The 17,888-nt window shown below is 68.1% G+C and carries 16 protein-coding genes, 1 tRNA gene and 1 pseudogene; 12 read left to right on the top strand and 6 right to left on the bottom strand.

The window, feature by feature from the left end:
• Positions 1–147: 147 nt before the first annotated feature.
• The 10 genes and pseudogenes from FHS38_RS00055 to FHS38_RS00100 form a co-directional block, all read left to right on the top strand.
• A pseudogene (locus FHS38_RS00055) lies at positions 148–1,119 on the top strand (protein kinase family protein); the annotation flags it as partial.
• A 258-nt stretch (positions 1,120–1,377) separates the two neighbouring features.
• Positions 1,378–3,591, top strand: coding sequence for a protein kinase domain-containing protein (locus FHS38_RS00060; protein ID WP_184729397.1), 2,214 nt, complete (start codon positions 1,378–1,380; stop codon positions 3,589–3,591).
• A 136-nt stretch (positions 3,592–3,727) separates the two neighbouring features.
• Complete coding sequence (locus tag FHS38_RS00065; protein ID WP_184730982.1) at positions 3,728–5,839, top strand: serine/threonine-protein kinase; 2,112 nt, start codon at positions 3,728–3,730, stop codon at positions 5,837–5,839.
• A 118-nt stretch (positions 5,840–5,957) separates the two neighbouring features.
• Positions 5,958–6,467 carry a DUF2563 family protein gene (locus FHS38_RS00070; RefSeq protein WP_184729399.1) on the top strand — a complete coding sequence of 170 codons (510 nt, stop codon included), beginning with the start codon at positions 5,958–5,960 and terminating at the stop codon, positions 6,465–6,467.
• Entirely contained in the window at positions 6,467–8,062 is a 1,596-nt protein-coding gene (locus FHS38_RS00075) for a hypothetical protein (protein ID WP_184729401.1), read from the top strand. The genes FHS38_RS00070 and FHS38_RS00075 overlap by 1 nt, the downstream gene beginning before the upstream one ends.
• 158 nt (positions 8,063–8,220) lie before the next feature.
• A complete protein-coding gene (mycP, locus tag FHS38_RS00080) occupies positions 8,221–9,300 on the top strand; it encodes a type VII secretion-associated serine protease mycosin (RefSeq protein ID WP_260420556.1) in 1,080 nt (359 codons plus the stop codon).
• 42 nt (positions 9,301–9,342) lie between these two features.
• Complete coding sequence (locus tag FHS38_RS00085; RefSeq protein WP_184729405.1) at positions 9,343–9,798, top strand: hypothetical protein; 456 nt, start codon at positions 9,343–9,345, stop codon at positions 9,796–9,798.
• Positions 9,799–9,812: 14 nt separating this feature from the next.
• Positions 9,813–11,600, top strand: coding sequence for an alpha/beta hydrolase (locus tag FHS38_RS00090; RefSeq protein ID WP_184729407.1), 1,788 nt, complete (start codon positions 9,813–9,815; stop codon positions 11,598–11,600).
• A 124-nt stretch (positions 11,601–11,724) separates the two neighbouring features.
• Entirely contained in the window at positions 11,725–12,177 is a 453-nt protein-coding gene (locus FHS38_RS00095) for a hypothetical protein (RefSeq protein WP_184729409.1), read from the top strand.
• A 165-nt stretch (positions 12,178–12,342) separates the two neighbouring features.
• Positions 12,343–12,654, top strand: a complete 312-nt coding sequence (locus tag FHS38_RS00100) for a hypothetical protein (RefSeq protein ID WP_184729411.1) — start codon at positions 12,343–12,345, stop codon at positions 12,652–12,654.
• A gap of 210 nt (positions 12,655–12,864) precedes the next feature.
• Here FHS38_RS00100 and FHS38_RS00105 read toward each other — a convergent pair whose 3' ends face one another.
• Positions 12,865–13,059, bottom strand: a complete 195-nt coding sequence (locus FHS38_RS00105) for a DUF397 domain-containing protein (protein WP_184729413.1) — start codon at positions 13,057–13,059, stop codon at positions 12,865–12,867.
• A gap of 11 nt (positions 13,060–13,070) precedes the next feature.
• A complete protein-coding gene (locus FHS38_RS00110) occupies positions 13,071–13,922 on the bottom strand; it encodes a helix-turn-helix domain-containing protein (RefSeq protein ID WP_184729415.1) in 852 nt (283 codons plus the stop codon).
• Positions 13,923–14,194: 272 nt separating this feature from the next.
• Here FHS38_RS00110 and FHS38_RS00115 point away from each other — a divergent pair, with 272 nt between their 5' ends.
• Positions 14,195–14,680: an ATP-binding protein gene (locus tag FHS38_RS00115; protein WP_184729417.1), complete on the top strand. Its 486-nt coding sequence runs from the start codon at positions 14,195–14,197 to the stop codon at positions 14,678–14,680.
• Positions 14,681–14,873: 193 nt separating this feature from the next.
• Here FHS38_RS00115 and FHS38_RS00120 read toward each other — a convergent pair whose 3' ends face one another.
• From FHS38_RS00120 to FHS38_RS00135, 4 genes are all read right to left on the bottom strand, one after another.
• Entirely contained in the window at positions 14,874–15,287 is a 414-nt protein-coding gene (locus FHS38_RS00120) for a phage holin family protein (RefSeq protein ID WP_184729419.1), read from the bottom strand.
• A 104-nt stretch (positions 15,288–15,391) separates the two neighbouring features.
• Positions 15,392–15,706 (bottom strand): DUF4190 domain-containing protein, encoded by a 315-nt coding sequence (locus tag FHS38_RS00125; RefSeq protein ID WP_184729421.1) that lies wholly within the window; start codon positions 15,704–15,706, stop codon positions 15,392–15,394.
• Between the two features lie 78 nt (positions 15,707–15,784).
• A tRNA-Cys gene (locus FHS38_RS00130) sits at positions 15,785–15,856 on the bottom strand.
• A 124-nt stretch (positions 15,857–15,980) separates the two neighbouring features.
• Entirely contained in the window at positions 15,981–16,862 is an 882-nt protein-coding gene (locus FHS38_RS00135) for an alpha/beta fold hydrolase (RefSeq protein WP_184729423.1), read from the bottom strand.
• Between the two features lie 98 nt (positions 16,863–16,960).
• Here FHS38_RS00135 and FHS38_RS00140 point away from each other — a divergent pair, with 98 nt between their 5' ends.
• A complete protein-coding gene (locus tag FHS38_RS00140; protein WP_184729425.1) occupies positions 16,961–17,866 on the top strand; it encodes a LysR family transcriptional regulator in 906 nt (301 codons plus the stop codon).
• The last annotated feature ends 22 nt before the right edge of the window (positions 17,867–17,888 follow it).

A 17,888-nucleotide genomic window follows, 5' to 3' on the forward strand; every position in this document is an offset into this window, starting at 1 on the left:
CTCAGCCACGTCCAGCCTGTCCGGCGCTTGAGGGCGCGCCCGCAGGGCGCTCGCCGCCGCAGGCGGCAAGACGGGCCCGTAGCCGAAAGGGCGTCCCTAGTAGGCTCCCGAATGCTGCGCACACCGGCTCGGGGGGATCGTTCACACATGTCAGCGCCACATACGGCCGTGCCGCGACGCATCGGCCCGTACACGGTCATCACCCGGCTGGACGGCGACAGGTCCGGACCGGCCGGGCTGTCCGTGTCCCCCGTGCCGCCCGTGCCGGAGAATCGGTTCATCGCTCGGAGCGCGGACGGCGAACGCACCGTCCTCGTCGGTGTTCCGCGCGCGGGCGCCGATCACGGACGGTTCGCCGCCGAGGCCGAGGCGTCCCGGTACCTGCTCGGGCCGTGGTCGGCCCCGGCCACCGAAACCGCGGCCTCCGGGTCGGGCTCGGGCTCGGGCTCGGGTTCGGGTTCGGGTTCGGGTTCGGGTTCGGGGGAAGTCCCGTGGCACGCCCGCCCGTACGTCCCCGCCCTGCCGCTCCCCACGGCCCTCGCCGTGCACGGCGGCCCCCTGCCGGAACACACCGTGCGCGCGCTCGGCGCGGCCCTCGTCGAAACCCTCGCGATCCTGCACGGACAGGGCCTGACGCATGCGGGCCTCTCCCCGGCAGCCGTACTGCTCGCGGCCGACGGCCCCCGCCTGACCTGCTTCGGCGCGGTACGGGCCGCCGCCGCGGACGGCGAGCCGCGCTCCGGCCACCCCGCCCTGGAGTCGGGCAGCCTCCCGCCCGAGCAGGCCGCCGGCGAACGCCCGCACCCGATGGGCGACATCTACGCGCTCGGCGCGGTCCTCGCGTACGCCGCCACCGGCCACACGGTCCCCGAGCGGGACGAACTCCCGCCCGCCCTGCGCGGAACCATCGCGGCCTGCCTCTCCCGCGACCCGGCGGCACGCCCGCAGGCGGCGGCGCTGCTGGAAGCGTTCACGGCGTCCGACACGGTCGACGCGACGGCCGGGAGCCGGGCGGCGGAGCTGCTGGGCGCCGGATGGCTGCCGGGCCGGGTGATCGCGGCCATCGCCCGCCAGTCGGCGGCGGTCCTCGCGGCGGAGATCCCGGTCGAATCCCGTCCCGGCGGCGCCGAGCCTGCCACGGCCGTGCTCCTCGAGTCCGCCGAGCCTGTCACCGCTGTGCTTCCCGCCCCCGCCGAGCCTGTTACCGCTGTCCTCCCAGAGCCTGCCGCACCCGGCACGGTCGTACTCGGGAAGCCTGCCGGGATTCCGGTCGAGGCCGCCACGGTCGTGCTCGGCGAGCCCGCCGAGCCCCCCGCCGAGCCCGTCACCGTCGTGCTCACCGAGCCCGCCCACCGCGCCAGGACTGATCGATAGCCCATGCCCTTCCCCCTCACGCACGACGATCCGCAGCACATAGGCCCGTACCGCCTGGTCGCCCGCCTGGGCAGCGGCGGCATGGGCACCGTCTACCTGGCCCGCTCCGCCGGGGGCCGTACCGTCGCGCTCAAGACGATGCACGCCTCGATCGCCTCGGACACCACCTGCCGCACCCGTTTCCGGCTGGAGTCCGACGCGGCACGCGTCATCGGCGGGCTGCACGGCGCCGAGGTCGTGGACGCCGACCCGCGCGCCGAAACCCCCTGGCTGGCGACCGAGTACGTGCTCGGCCCGCCGCTCGACGAGGCGGTCCGCCTCGCCGGACCGCTCCCCGAGCCGTCCGTACGGGCCCTGGGAGCCGCGCTGTGCGGAGCCCTCGGCCAGCTGCACGGCTCGGACGTCGTGCACCGCGACCTCAAGCCGTCCAACATCATGATCACGGCGTACGGTCCGAAGGTCATCGACTTCGGCATCGCCCGCGCCATCGGCGACGACCGGCTCACCCGCACGGGGGCCGCGGCCGGCACGCCCGCCTTCATGTCCCCGGAACAGGCGACGGGCGGCGAGCACAGCCCGGCGGGCGACGTCTTCGCGCTCGCCGGAGTCCTCGTCTTCGCGGCGACGGGCCACGGCCCGTTCGGCAACGGCCAGCCGGCGGACCTGCTGTACCGCGTCCGCTACGAGGCCCCGGACCTGACGGGCGTGCCCGCCGCCCTGACCCCGCTGCTGTCCCGCTGCCTGAGCAAGAACCCCGACGAGCGCCTGACCACGGCGGAGCTGGCGACCGCGCTCCATGACGGCGACGGCCAGTTCGCCGACCATCTGCCGGATGCCCTGCTCGCGGAGATCGCCCGCCGCGCGACGGAGGTCTGGCAGTTCCGGCCCGAGCGGCTCCCCGCGCCGTACGACCTGCCGGAGGAGCCCAGCCGTACCCCGGGCACCACCGTCGCGCTGTCCCGGCGCCGCCTGCTGACGGTGGCGGGCGGTTCCGCACTCGGCGTGGCGGCGGCCGGGGCGGGCACCTGGGCCTGGCTCGGCCGGGACGACCCCGACCCGGGCCCCGCCCCGTACAAGAAGCCGGACCCCGGTCCCAGCGCCAACGACCTGCCGCGGCAGAAGCACGACTCGACCTGGCAGATCCAGGTCGCGGGCCCGCCCGACCATATGGTCCCCGCAGAACCGCTCGTCGCCGGAGACCGGGTCTTCCTGGTCGCCAGCGCCGGCCTGGCGGGCATCGACGCGAAGACCGGGGCGGTCGAGTGGGCGTCCCAGAAGATGGAACGTACCTGGCAGACCGTCTCCGACGGCACCCACGTCTACCGCCTCGTGGAGCTGGACGAGTCCGAGGGCCACAAGGGCCGGCACTGGCCGCTGATCATCGCGTCGGTCGATCTCGCCACCGGCAAGGCGAAGGAGCCCTTCGCCCGGTACGAGGACTACAACGGGGTCATCTACGAGAACCAGCTGCTGTGCGTCGCCGACGGCGTCGTCTATCTGGCCGTCGGGGAGGGCGAGTACTCGATGGACGGCTTCCTCAGCGCTCAGACCTGGTCCTTGCTCGCCGTCGCCGTCGACTCCGGCAGGAAGATCTGGACCCAGCCCCTGCCGGCGAGACCCGACAAAGCGGACCGGCTGCACTTCCTCGCCGCCCGGGCCGTGGGCGACCGTCTGGTGCTGTTCCAGGAGACGGACGACGGCAAGGTCCGGCTCGTCGTACGCGACACCCGTACCGGAAAACCCGTATGGGACAAGCCGTTGGACGGCGCGAAGGCGGACCCGCTGCGGGTGCCGCCGGCGGTGGACGGCAACCACGTCTACCTGGGCCTGGGACAACTGCGCGCGCTGCGCCTGCGCGACGGCTCGCAGGCGTGGAAGGGCACCGGGCGCCGGTACGGGCCGCCCGCGCTCAAGGACGGTGTGGTGTACGCGGTCGAGGAGGGGCGCGGCGTGGTCGCGGTCGACGCGGCGAGCGGAAAGCCGCGGTGGGAGGAGAAGAGCGGCGAGGGGGCGACGGCGGCCCTCGTCGATCCGCCGGTTGTCGGCCCGAAGTACGTGTTCAGCAAGGGATTGTCGGGACTGAGGGCGATCGACCCCGCGTCCCGTTCGACGGTCCGTGTGTACAAGACGACCGGCGAGCGCTTCGTCGCCCATGAGCGCGCCAAGACAGTCGTCGCCTTGGGGGGCCGCTTCCTGGCCGCCTTCCCTCTCGAGTGAGCCCTCTCTCGTGACCCTGCTCTCGTGACCCTGCTCTCGTGACCCTGCTCTCGTGACCCTGCTCCCGTGACCCTGCGCCCGTGACCCCGCTCCCGTGCCCTCTCCCTCCAGCGACCCCGGCCAGAAAGCCCCGTTCATGAAACCCCTCGGCACCGGCGACCCGCTTCGCCTCGGCCCGTACCGCCTGCTCGGCGTGCTCGGCGAAGGCGGCATGGGCAAGGTGTACATCGGACAGGACGGCGCCGGGCAGGCCGCCGCCGTGAAGGTCCTGCGGCCCGAACTGGCCCACGAGCACAACCTCGCGGCCCGCTTCGTCCGCGAGGCGCAGACGGCGCAGGCCGTCACGAGCCGCGGGGTGGCGCGCGTCCTCGGAGCGGAGACCGAGGGCGGCAGGCCGTGGATCGCCACCGAGTTCCTGGCGGGTCCGACGCTGGAGGAGGTCGCCGACGACATCGGCTTCCTCGACGAACCCGGCGTACGTGCCCTCGCGGCCTCCCTCGCACGCACCCTGGCGGACATCCACGCGGCGGGCCTCATCCACCGCGACCTCAAGCCCTCCAACATCATCCTCACCTCGGCCGGCCCGCGCGTCATCGACTTCGGCATCGCCCGCCCCGAACACGGCCTCACCCTCACCACCACCGGCCAGATCCCCGTCACCCCCGGGTACGGAGCCCCCGAACAGGTGCTGGGCCGCCGCGTCGCGCCCTCCGCCGACGTCTTCTCGCTCGGCGCGGTGCTGATCTACACGGCGAGCGGACACCGGGCGTTCGACGCGAGCCATGTCGCGGCGGTGCAGTACGAGGTCGTACACGGCGAGCCGGTGTGGGGGGACGTCCCGGACGCCCTCCGGGAGCTCATCGCCCCGCTGCTGGCCAAGGATCCGGCGGCCCGGCCCACTCCCGACCAGATCGTGAAGGCGTTCGCCCCGCCTCGGGGCGCCGACCGCATCTGGCGGCGCGGACCGGTGGCCGACGGCATCAAGCGTCGGGAAGGCGACGCACGGGCGCTGGTGGCGCCGATCACGGAGACGAGCGCCGGCGGCCGCCAGGTCTCGCGGCGTCACTTGATCACGGGGCTCGCCGTGGGCGGCACCGTGCTCGCGGCGGCGGGCGGCTCGGCCGCGTGGTGGCTGAGCCGCGGTTCCGGGAAGGTGACGCCGAAGCCGGACCCCTTCGCCATCCCGCCCGCGGTGAAGACCCCCGCGGCGCGCATCCTGTCCGCGGACGAGGGCGACTTCATCACCGGCGGGTCGCCGAAGGAACTGTGGGGCCCGGTCAAGGTGCTCCACACCGATTCACCCGCACCGCTGCCCGTGCGCGACGTCATCGTCCTCGGCTCGGTGGACGGCGGCCTTGCCGCCCACAACGTCGTCGACGGCAAACGCCGCTGGGCCGCGGCCCAGGTCCACGCGCCCGGCCGCTACCTCTCACTGTCGGACCGGCTGATCGCGGCCGTCGGCACCGACGGCACACTGCTGACGTTCGTCGCGTCCACCGGCGAACCCAAGTGGACGGCCCCGGCCGAGGCCGCATGGCTCCTCGCGTCGGACGCCGAGGCGGTCTACCTCGTGACGAAGGACGGCCGGCTGCGCAGCGTCGGCCGCTCCGACGCGCGGATCCGCTGGACGGCCAAGGTCTCCGTCCGCCTCGGCGGCAAGCAGGGGAACGCCTCGCCCCGGGGCGTCATCGAGCGTGGCCACCTGGTCGTGGGCACCGCCGACGGGGACGTCGTCACCGTCGACACGAGCGACGGCCGCACGGTGTGGGACCTCCGCGCCCAGTCGGCGGAGCTGATCCGCCCTGCCGTATCCGACGGCACGGTGTACCTGAACGGCACGAACCTGGTGGCCCGCTCCCTGACCGACGGCAAGGAACTGTGGACGGTCAAGGCCAAGGACTACATGGGCAACGACCAGGCCTGGGGCCCGCCGACCGTCCACGGGGAATCCGTCTACGCCATCCATGGGAACTGGCCCAGACGGCTCAGGAGGGCCGACGGGAGCAAGGAATGGGAGTCACATGAGCCGGGCGGCATGCGCGGCCCGGTCATCATGCAGGGCTCCGGGGTGTGGGTTGCCGAGGACGACCCGGTGTACAGGTCGGTGAACACCGTGAACACGGACAAGGGCATGGGCATGTGGAAGTACAGGCTCAAGAACTCGAAGGAGAAGGTCTGGCTCGTGGCGGACGGCAACCGCGTCTTCGTCCTGGACGGCCAGAACGTGATCGCGTTGCCGGTGTTCTGAGGCGCCGTTCGAACGGATGAGTACCCGTACTCATGTCGCTGTCACTGCCTGTCAGTAGGCTGGGGACGCATGGTGATGCATTGACTGACGGGGAAGACGTGAGGGGCGGGCAGTAGACGTGGTGGACGGTGCCGGCGGGACGGCGGGGACGGCGGGGGCGAGCGGTCCGGGCGGGTCAACGGCGAAGCTGGAAGCGGACCTTGAGCAGCTGAAGTCCTTCCAGGGGCGGGTGGACGCCCTCCTGACCGACCTCACCGGCTCCGAGGGCGGCCCGGACCGCCTCACCGGCAATCGCCTCGCGCAGGCGGTGCTGGGCAAGTCGTTCGGCGAGGCGGACGCCCTGTACTCCGCGTACGACGACGTCCACACCCAGCTGGCGACCCTCTCCCAGCTCCTGTTCGACCAGATCGAGGCCCTCGGCACCGCCATCCACGCCTCCCGGGTCGGCTACGCCAACATCGACCAAGAAGCGCGCGAACGCATGTGGGCCATCCAGGAACGGGCCAAGGAGCACTACAACCGCGAGCTGGACCCGCACGCGAAGGACGTTCCGTCGGAGCCGAGTTCGCAGCCGAGCCCGAAGCCGACACCGCCCCCGACGCCGGGCAGCCAGAAGGGCAGCATCTGATGACCACCCCACCCCCGGGCGGCGTAGGCCCGGTCATCCGGCGGACCGTCAACCCCGCGGTGATCACGTCCGACTTCGAGTCCCGGACCCACGAGCAGCTGCGCGCGATGATCGAGCACGCGGACGCGGCCAAGACGCGGGAACTCGGCGACAAGCTCAAGACCGCGGGCGTGGCCATCGGCAAGATCGGCGAGGACCTCCGGACGTACATGTCCCACGTCAACTGGGAGGGCGAGGCCGGCGACGCCTTCCGCAAGTGGGGCGCGAACATGGTCAACGCCACGACGCGGCTGGGGGAGTTCAGCGACAAGGCGGGCACGTGGATGGGCCACGCGGCGGAGACGCTGAGCTCGGTGAAGTCGTCGATGCCGGAGTACTCGGCGGCGTCGAAGGCGACCCTGAACTCCTACCTGTCCCAGCACCCGGGCGGCTTCCTCCTCAAGCCCCCGGCCTCCTCCGACGCCCCCAAGCCGGGCGGCGGCGTCCTGGCCGGCCCTACGCCGGAGGCGGCCACGGCGGCCCAGAAGCGGCTCGACGAGGACCACGCGGAGGCGGTGAGCCTGATGCGGAAGCTTGCGGGGTCGTATGTGTGGTCGGCGCACAACATGGGGCAGGTGGAGAGGCCGCAGTTTCCGCCGGTGAAGGAAAAGTTCATGCCGGCGCCAGGAATTGACGGCGCGGACTACGTCCCGACCCCAGGCGTTGCTGCACGTCCTGGTCAGGCTGAACTTGGCCTGACGGGCTCGCAGGGATACGAGGACGGACCAGCTCGTTCCGCCGACACGGCTGTGCGCTCAGAACAGGAGGGTCGGGTCGATGTAGCCGCAGCTGCAGGCACAAGTGTGGGTGCGGTGCCCGGCCCTCGTCAGGAGACTGGTCCCGCTGCTGTGGAAATCGATGGTGGAGTGGCGACACCACAAGGTCCCGCCCTCCCCTCCAGGGGGCCAGCGGTTCCTTCCCACGAGGGTGGTGCGCCCGACCAGGCCTTGCCGTTCCCGACCCAGGGCCTGCCTCCGTCGGGGGATATCGGTCGTGCGAAGACGGGCGTGGTGAGGGGGGAGCCGATCGGCGAAGTACGGCAACGGATGGTCCCCGGAATGCCTGGGCAGGGTGGTGGAGGCGGGACAAGCCCGGGGCAAGGTGTTGGTGGTAGGCGGGTCAATATGCCCGGGATGGGCGTACCCAATGACGGCATCGTCGGTGGTCGGCCGATGCCGCGCGCGACGGGGCCGTCACCGGCCCAGGCCCTCCGAGGAACTGTGATCGGAACTGAGTCCGGTTCAGGTCGCCCCCCGATGGGCCACGGTATCGGCGCGGCCATGCCGGGAGCCCCGTCGGGCCGGATGGGCGGCGGCCAGGGCGGTGGCCGACGCCTGGCAACCGAAAGTGGCGGAGTTGTAGGCGGCCGCCTTGCGGGGGCAATGGACCGACCGTTCACGCCAGGTGGGACGGGGCTTGTTCGCAGCCCCGGAGAGGCGGATCGGTCGCTCAATCGGAGCGCCTCCAGGTCCCGGCAACGTCCCGACTACCTGGTCGAGGACGAAGAGTCCTGGCCGCAAAGCGACCGGCGTATCGTCCCACCCGTCATCGACTGATCTCAGGCAGAGGCAGACACATGCATCGCAGCGCAGGTTCCGGGACCGGCAGGCAGAGAAGCTTGGTATGTGGTGTCGCCGTCCTCGTGGCACTTGCGATCTCCGCTCAGTCCGCTCGTGCGGACGCAGTTCGTTCGCAGCAGTGGCACCTGGATGCCATGCGGGCTGAGGAGATGTGGAAGGCCAGCACAGGTGACGGCGTGACGGTGGCAGTCGTCGACAGCGGTGTGGACTCCGAACTACCTGACCTACGTGGTCGGCTTCTTCCGGGCAGAGACTTCTCAGGAGTCGCCGGAGGGGCTGACTCTGACTACGACGGCCATGGAACCAGGATGGCTGCGCTCATTGCAGGAACTGGAAAGAGTAACGCAGGGGCAGGTGCCATGGGACTGGCACCCGGAGCCAAGATTCTTCCCTTGCGTGTTGTCAACGACAAGGCTCCAGTAACTCAGATAGCACCAGGCACTGCCATGAGTGCGGCGATCCGGTACGCGGCGGATTCTGAGGCAAAGATCATCAATATTTCAATGGGAAGGCCGGAAAGGAGCTCACTGGAGGCGGATGCCATTGAGTACGCCATCTCTAAGGGCAAGTTGGTATTTGCTGGTGTCGGTAATTGGGGCGACAAAGCCAACCCTGTTGTATACCCAGCGGCGTTCCCTGGAGTGGTGGGCGTAGCCGGAGTGGACCAGGAGATCGAAGCGACGACGGAGTCGGAGCGCGGTCCGCAAGTCGACCTGGCAGCCCCGGGCGACAACTTGATCATCACCTGCAAGGGTGGCACCGGAGTCTGCCGCAGCCACGGGACCAGCGGCGCCACCGCCCTCGCCTCAGCCTCCGCCGCCCTCCTCTGGTCCATCCACCCCGACTGGACCGCCAACCAAATCACCCGCGTCCTGATCAACACCGCCGGCGGCCCCGAGAACGGCGACAAGCGCAGCGATTCGATCGGCTACGGCGTAGTCCGCCCTCGCATCGCCCTCAAGAACCCCGGGGACCCAGGGCCCGCTGACGTGAACCCCCTCCCAGGTCCCAACTCCGCCTCGCCCGCCCCGCAGGCGACCGCGTCGCGAGCCACCGGTGGCATGCCCGGGCGATCTCCAGCCGATTCCGCATCCAAGGGCGACGACCTGCTCTCGACGCGCAACGTCCTCGCGGCAGGCGCCGCAGCCGTGGTCGCCCTGGCTGTCGCCGTGCCGCTGGGACTCAAGAGACGACGCAGGTCACGCCAGATGTAGCGTGCCGCAGGCATCCACACGATCACACACCAACGGGGAATCATGACGGTTGGCACAGGGCTGCCAGAAGACTGGGACAAGCGCTTCAACCCGAGCCGCTACGACGCCGAGGGCAACTTGACCGCGAGTGCGCGTCAACAGGATGCCCAGATGGGCCTGGCATCGTCCGGTGGTGGCGGAGGAGGTGGAAACGGTACACACAAGGCTTCGAAAGAGCCGTGGACTGCCGCCGGCGGCGTGGCTGACGACTTGCGCTCGTCTGTGAGCGAGGGGATCAACCAGCTCAAGAAGGCTCACGAGAATGTCACGAAGGGGACGTCGGGGTTCTCCAGCGCGAAGGCGTTGGCAGACATCCTCGGTTCGTGGGAAGGGCGGCTGCAGAAGGTCAAAGCCGAGTGTGATGGCCTCAGTAGCAGTCTGAAGCAGACCGGTATCGACTTCAGCGAGAACGACAAGCAGGTCAAGGGCACCTTTGCCTCCGGCAAGGGTGGAAAGTAGGGGGGCCACCGGTCGTGGTGACGATCAAAGAGCTGACCGAGCTGGACAGGTCCAAGTTCTCGGATGCTGCGGGTGGCTGGGCTGCTGTCAGTAACAGAGGCAGCGCGGCAATGGATCGCGTGAACAACGAGATGATCGCCAAGCTGCAGGCGACTCAACAAGGCTATACCGACGAGGCCGCGCGGAAGAGCCTGGCTCGGCTGAGCAGTAACTTCCAGTACATCCATGCGGAATGTGGCCTCATCCGGACAGCACTGAGCGGGCTCGCCTCCGAGCTTGAGGGTCCACAGCGCAAGCTCAAGGAAGCGCTGGCGGATGCCGCCGCCTTGAAGTTCACGGTCGAGGCGAACGGTGCGGTCAAGTACCCGGCCACCGTCCCATACGCGCCCAACCTCTCCGGAGCGCAGCCGAAGGGTGTGCCGTTCGCCGCCAGCGCTGACCCGAACGAGGGCAAGGCCAGAGCGATAGCGAACCGGATAGTCGCCGCTCTCAGCGAGGCCAACGAGATCGACGGTCGTTACGCCAGGGCACTGGCGAAACTAAAGACGGACGCCACTCTCAAGAAGCCCAATTGGGCGGATGTTGCGCGAGACACCAAGGAAATCCAGAGTGCTGCGGGCAAGTATCTCAAGGAATCGGACATCCCCAAGGGTAAATCCCCCAAGGAGAACGCCGCTTGGTGGGGGAGGCTGAGCCAGGCGCAGCGGGAGGAGTACATATCTGTCCACCCGGCCAGCATCGGTGCCCTTGATGGTCTACCCGCCACTGCCCGAGACGAGGCAAACCGCCTCGTGCTCGCTGAGGCTCGGGGAAGTGCTGAGCAGCAGCTCAGGGATCTCGACAGGGGGCCCAAGCCGAAGTACGAGCATCACATCAATCCCATCACCGGGCTTCCCCTGCAAGGGAAGGGGAGCAAAAGGTTGGAGTGGGAAAATAAGAAGAAATACTTGCAAGATCAGCTGGCCGGCATAAAGCAGATTCAGAATCGGTTTGATCAAACCGGTGAAGGGGGACTTCCGAAGGCTTACCTTCTCGGTTTTGATGTCAAGGGATTTGGCCGCGCCATCGTAGCGAATGGGAATCCAGATACCGCCGAACACACTGCGGTCTATGTGCCTGGAACGACGGCTCGGCTAAGTAACGCGGAAAATGATATGGAAAAAGCGCTTGCGTTGTGGAGGCAGAGTAACGCAATGCCTGGCAATCCATCCGTATCGACGGTTACTTGGATCGGATACTCTGCCCCGCAGACTGCGCGCCCGTTTGAGGGCGGACATATCATTCCTGAGGCTTCATCCCTATCCTATGCCGACAAGGCTGCTCCGCAACTGAGTAAATTTCTCGACGGTGTGCGAACGGCGCAGGGTGGACCTCATGCCAGCCACCTCACTGTCGTTGGACACAGCTATGGCACTACGGCTATCGGTGACGCTTCGGTAAACGGTGGTGGCCTTGGGGCAGACGACATCGTAGCGGTCGCCAGCCCTGGAATGCTGGTAAAGCATGCTGATGAGCTCGATGCCCCAAAGGGGCATGTTTGGTCGGAAGCTGCGAGTTGGACCAAGGACCAAGTGCCGGCCGGTGGCAAGATTGTACGCCTAGGGGGCGACAACGAGCTGACGCCGTGGCTTTCCCCGCTGAATCCGTTGAGTCAAAATGTACCCTCTGACCGAGTTTTTGGAGCCAATATCATGCAGACCGACTCCGATGATCACGGAGGTTACTGGAAGAGTGACTCGGTAAGTCTGTGGAATCAGGCAGCAGTGGTTACTGGAAACTACGACTCGGTGAAGCGTGATTAACTCTATGGCTCTCAAAGGTAAGCGTCATCGGCGCGGTTCATTCATATTGACAGCCATTGTGATGATTTCGATTTCTGGATGTGGTGTCATGGGTGATTCAAGTGCAAATGATTACACTCCCGAGGTGCGCGACGTCGACGATTCGCGAAACGTGGCCAAAGAGCTGTCTAGTCAGATCCTTGACGTCATAGACCTGAAGGGGAAGACGAGTGAGCCCGGACCGGGGGTTTCGCCTTGCGAAGAGGATCCCAAGCATCGATACAAAATTCGGCACCCGTGGTCTCTCTGGGGGGTCCCTGAGCAGGACATGGAGCGATCCATGGAGCGACTCAAGGATGAACTGCCCAAGCGTGGCTGGAAAGTGGCAAGTTATGGGCGCGATAAGAGTGCTGCCCAGAACCTTGAACTGATTGCCGAATCGACCAAGTCCAAGTTCTCGGTGAACATTACGTTCATGGATAAAAGAAGGTCGAGTGAGGAGGTGGCCGCCAGGGCAGGCAAGACGTCGGGCATCATGGTCGACCTCGTATCGGGGTGCTTCCGTGTGCCAGACGGCAAGAGTGTCGACCAGTACTGAAGTAATGCGACAACGTGGCGCTCGGCGAACCGAGCCGGACGCGGTGACGACCCAGCTTGTCGAAACTCACCTCGTAGCCTATGGGTCTAGCTCTCGTGCCCTTCGAAGTACGTATGAGTGGCTTCGACTTGGTCGCGAGAGGTGGTCTGGCGGAGGCATTTAGGTATGATCATGTTCATGTTCTTGCCTGTTTTCACGTTGACTCTCGGGCTTGCTGCTACAGCCTTTGGTGTCTGTCTCGCCTTCAATTTCCGGGGCCTTTCTACGGCCCTCGCTCAGTACGCCCAGGCGCGGGGTGAGCGGGTGTACCGGCGGCTTGGCGGGCAGGGGGACCTTGGCGGGTTTGACGGCCTCAGGACACCGCTCATCACCGTAAGCGCCGGTACGGCGAGGTATCGGTACTTGGGTTCACTGATGGCTGTCGTCGGCCTTGCCCTGTCGTTCGGCTCGTTCATGGTGACTCTCAGCCGCTCGTAGCACGGGGGCAGTGCGGGAACTTCGCGTCGCCAGCCTCGACCCACTCACCCGCGTCGTGAAGCGTAATCTCAAGAAGATCCAGAGCGCTCACACTTGCTTAACGGCTGCCTTGCCGAGATCGGCTTGATCACCGATCCGTGATCGACCCTGCCGCTATCGCGATTTCAACCGCAGCAACAAGAAGAGGAAGGCTCGTCGGACATGCGTGATTCACACAAGGTGATCTAGTTCGCCGCTCTTTGCGGCTTCGATGAAGTTGCGCAGGCCTTCCCTCGTGGTCGTGACCAGCTCGTCAGGGCGGCTGGTCTCACGAAGTATGGGTGTGCCGGCGGTGGTGTGGCCGATCTGAATGCACGCGTTGCCGCCGCCCGCGCAGAACGGCTCTTCCCACTTGATTTCGTACATGCTCATCCCCTTCAGAGTTCGCTCTTGATGGCGTGGATCAGGGCGCGAGATTTCTCCGGTGAGAGACATTTGCGCTCCATGCGGTCCAGCAGACTGCGGTAGTTCTCCAGCTGGAGGTCGGCGGTGAGGAAGACCGTGGTGTGCGCGGCATCGAGTTGCACCGTGTCGAGCTGTGGGACCGCGCCGTAGGCGTAGAGCACCGTCTGCCCCGCGCCGGGGAAGCCGCCGACGGCGAAGGGGATGACGTGGATGCGGACGTGTTCCCGCTCGGTTGCGACCAGAAGATGCTCAAGCTGAGCGAGTGCGACCTTGCGGCCACCGAACTGCATGCGCAGAGCTGCTTCGTGGATGACCGCGTCGAACTGTGGTGGGTTCGCCTGATCCAGCACCCCCTGCCGCTTCATCCGGTGAGCGATCCTGATCTCCAGCTCATTCGCGGGTAGCGGTTGCACCGCTTCCTCGAAGATCGCGCGTGCGTGATCCTCGGTCTGGAGCAGCCCGGGAATGTGGACGCTGGACGAGGTGTGCATCCGGCGTGAGCTGTGTTCGAGCTCCGCGATGTCGAGGTAGCCGGGCGGGAGGGATCCTCGGTACTCCTCCCACCACTCCTTGTCGCGCTCGTCGGACATCGCCACGAGGGCATCCACGAGAGCTTCGTTCGCGCATCCGTAGTTGCACGCCAGGGTGCGAAGCCGGTTGGGGGTGACGCCCACGCGGCCGGCTTCCAGGTGGCTGACCTGGTAGGCCTTGATGTTCACCACCGCGCCGGCTTCCTGGGCGCTCATACCTGCGGCTTCGCGAAGCTTGCGCAGCTCGATGCCCAGGCGTCGCTGCCGCTGGGTTGGGTGACTCCTCGACGGCATGTGCCCCCTCCTTCGATCTATCCGAAGCATGCCGCGTAGGCCCAACCTCGGTCCACCGACAGGGTTGTCCTTCTGGACAAGGTTGTCCGGGGGTGCCGAGTGCCCCTACGCTCGGTAACGCACCGCTCACACGCGACAGCACCGGAAGTGCACCGCGCGAGCCTGCCCGTCTTCCCTGTGGCGGGTGCGCTCGCGCCCAGGGAGGCGAGCCACCGGTGGCCGCCTGCGTGCGAGAACTCCACTACCCACCAATGTGCTTGGAGTGACCGCGCATGAGCAACAACGCAGCGTGCCTGCCCGATGGGATCCGGACGGCATCGTTGGAACCGACCCGTGCCAACCTCAACTACTCCTTCGGGCTGCCCGGTGGTCCGTACTGTCTCGGCATGGCCCGGACCGTCGTGCGGCGGCTGCTGTCCGCGCATGGGCTCGCCGACATGGCAGAACTCGGCGTACTCGCCGCCTCCGAACTGCTCGCCAATGCCTGTCTGTTCACGCCGGGGCGCGATGTGAGCCTGTCAGTGCGATGGCGGTACGGGGTGTTGCGGCTGACCGTGTTCGATGAGCACCCCGCGCATGCGGCAGACGTCGGTGACGCTTGCCGCGCGCGGAGACGTCAGGCGCTGGCCACTCTGGATGCCGTCGTGAACGCTTGCGGCGGGATTTGCGGGCTTGCGGCGGCGGAGGGGCCGCTGGCTGGGAGCAGGATGTGGGTCGTGGTCCCGCGAGAGGCGGCGACGCTCTATGCCCGGATCTGAAGCGCGGAGTACTGCCGCCCCCGAAGTGGTGTCCCAGCTCCGCGAGGCGCTGGAGCGCCATGGCCTCAGGCTTCCTTCGCTGAGGGTGGAGCGTGCCGCCACCGGAGATGAACTCATCCAGCTTGGTGGCGCACGCCCGGACGTGGTGCGGCGTCTGGTCGAGGCGCTGCGCGACCGGTCGCCGGGATAGCCGTTAGCTCGCCACTCGTTCCCGCTCCGCTTCCGCCCCCTTCCGGGGCAGTATCCACAGTGCGGCCCACAGCACTGCCCTAGTCACCAACCCCGCCAGGGCCGCCGTGGCGAGGCCGTTCACGTGGAGGTCGCCGCCCGCCAGGGCGAAGAGCCAGGCGGCCAGGAGCCATATCAGGGTGTCCTGGAGCCAGCCCGCCGCTCCGAGGATGAGGAGGACCACCGGGACCTTGGGGCGGGTGAAGACCGGCGTGGTGTCCACCAGGGTGGTGAGGATCATGAAGAGGAGGGCGGTCAGGGCCGCCGTCAGGAGTCTGTCCGGCAGGCCGTCGCCGCCGAGGGTTACTCCGGGGAGGAGGCCCGCGGACAGCGCAATGCCCGCCATGAGGCCGATCTTGCGCTGGTTTTCTTCAGTCATGGGCGTGACTGTGACATGACGTCACCGCCCGCGAAAAATTCCGCAGCCGTCTCCGCGCCCTCCCGTGGCCGGAATCCAACCACCTCCCACTACTGGTGTCACGGCTAGGCCTGAGACAGTCCGTAGAACAGCCATGCCAGGAAGATGGTGGTCGGGACGGTGATGACGGATCCGAGAACGAGCCCCACGCGCGCCATGCGGCCGTTGCTCGCCTCACCACGCTTCGCTCTTCTGACGCCCACCACACCACAGACGATCGCAGCGATGCCGACCGGGATCGCCAGGAAGAACCCACCGGCCACGGTGGTCAGCATGTACGACGAGAGAGCGAGAACCAGCGCCGCGGTCCCCGCGCCGTCGCGGTCTTTCGGCGGCGTGGGCAGGCTGTGGTGCGGCGGGAACATGGCTCGTTGTGTCATGCCCCGACCGTATGGACGCCCCGCGCGGCGGGCATCGGGGCTGGTACTCAGCACCCGGCTGCCCGGGTACTCATTCAGAGGCCGTGACCGGAATCGAACCGGCGTAACTCGCTTTGCAGGCGAGTCCCTCAACCACTCGGGCACACGGCCGTGTTGTGCCTTCCCCCCCTGACCATAGGGGCGTGGTGGGGAGAGCTCAACGGTGCCTCCGGGGTTGCCACAGGGCTGACATATCGCGTTCATCGGGGTTCACCGGGGTTCATCCCGAGACCCGTCAACGCGTCCCCGCCAAGAACTCCTCCACCACCGGGCCGAACATCTCCGGCTCGTCCACCCACGGGTAGTGGCCCACCCCGTGCAGCGGCCTCAGCGTGGCGTTCGGGAAGGACTCGGCGACCACCTCGCCCGCCCGCATGCCCGTCACGCCGTCCCGGTCACCGGTCACCACCAGCGTCGGGCACTCCACCTCGCGCAGGGCCGCGAGGAGGGCCAGGCGGGACGGTTCGTCGACGCCCTGCCAGAAGCCGGCGCGGGGGACCGGGTTCAGCTGGTCGCCCTCGGTGGCCGCGTGGGTGCGTTGGGGGGTGTCCCAGCGGCCGTAGGCCAGGGGGGCCGCGCGGAGGAGGAGGGAGCGGACCTCCGCCATGTCCGTCGCCGTGGCCAGCATGTGGACGGCCACGTACGCGTCCTTCCACCAGTCCTCCGTGGCGCGGGACTCGAAGATCTGCTCGGCGTCGTCGGGGAGTTCGCCCTGGAGCCGGGAGCCGGGGGTGACCAGGACCAAGTGGGACAGATGTTGTCCGTGCGACGCCGCGTACGCCTGGGCCGTCGCGCATGCCGCGTCGTGGGCGAGCAGGGCGAAGCGCGGGACGTCCAGGTGGGCGCGGAGCGCCTCCAGGTCCTGGGCCAGGGAAGGGAAGGCGTACGCGCCGGGGTCGGCGGCCGTCGGGGAGGCGCCCGTGCCGCGGCTGTCGGGGATGATCAGGGTGTGGTGGGCGTCGAGGCCGCCCAGATCGCCCAGATATGCCGCATCGCGGCCCGGCCCGCCGGCCAGGCAGACCAGCGGCGGGCCCGCCGAACCGTCACGTGCTTCCCGCACGCTGTAGGCCAGGTCCGTGCCGTCGAAGGACGTGAAATGCGAAACGTAGTGGGGCATGGCCTCTTCCCTGCCCGATTTGTTCAAGCCCATTCGTGATCCAAAAGCAGCCATCGGCCACTTGCCCGGTTATCCCAACCTCCGCTTATGATTCAGCGGTGTTCGACTCCCGGCACATCAGGACGTTCCACGAAGTGGTCAAGGCCGGTTCCTACTCGGCGGCCGCTCGCTCGCTGGGCTATACGCAGCCCGCGATCACGCAGCAGATGAAGGCCCTCGAACGTTCCGTCGGCACCCCGCTGTTCATCCGTGTCGGCCGCCGGATGCGGCTCACCGAGGCCGGCGAGGCACTCTCCCGGCACGCCGAGACCATCCTCGACAGCCTCACCGCCGCCCAGGCGCAGATGAGTTCCCTCACCCGGCTGCGCGCCGGGCGGGTGAGGGTCTGCGCGTTCCCCAGTGCCAGCGCCACGCTCATACCCGAGGCGGTGGCCCGCCTCGCCATCGACCACCCCGGTGTCCGGGTCGAACTCCAGGAGAGCGAACCCCCCGACTCGCTCCACCGGCTCGTGCGCGGCGAGTGCGACATCACCCTCGCCTTCACCTATCCCGGCCTGCGGGAACAGGTCCCCGACGAGCTCGTCGAGATACCGCTCATGGAGGACCAGCTCACCGTCCTGCTGCCGATAGGGCATCCGCTCGCCCGTCGCCGCGCCGTCAAACTCGCCGATCTCGCGGAGGAGCGCTGGATCGCGGGCTGTCTGCGCTGCCGCACCAACTTCCTGCACGAGTGCGCCGAGCAGGGCTTCGCACCCGACATCGCGTTCACGACCGACGACAATCTCGTCGTCCAGTCGCTCGTCGCGGAGGGGCTCGGCGTCGCGATGATGCCCGGGCTCGTCCTGTCCTTCCTCCGCCACGACAAGATCACCGGGCGGGCGCTGGACCCGGCCTCCCGCCGCCAGGTCTCCGCCTACGTCCTCCGCGACCACCTCCGCATCCCCGCCACCGCGCTCGTCGTGGACGGGCTGAAAGCCGTCGCCGCCCGCCGTATCGGATGTTGAGCGACGGCCACGGGCGTCGCGC

The organism is Streptomyces netropsis, assembly GCF_014203545.1.
Classification (GTDB): domain Bacteria; phylum Actinomycetota; class Actinomycetes; order Streptomycetales; family Streptomycetaceae; genus Streptomyces; species Streptomyces netropsis.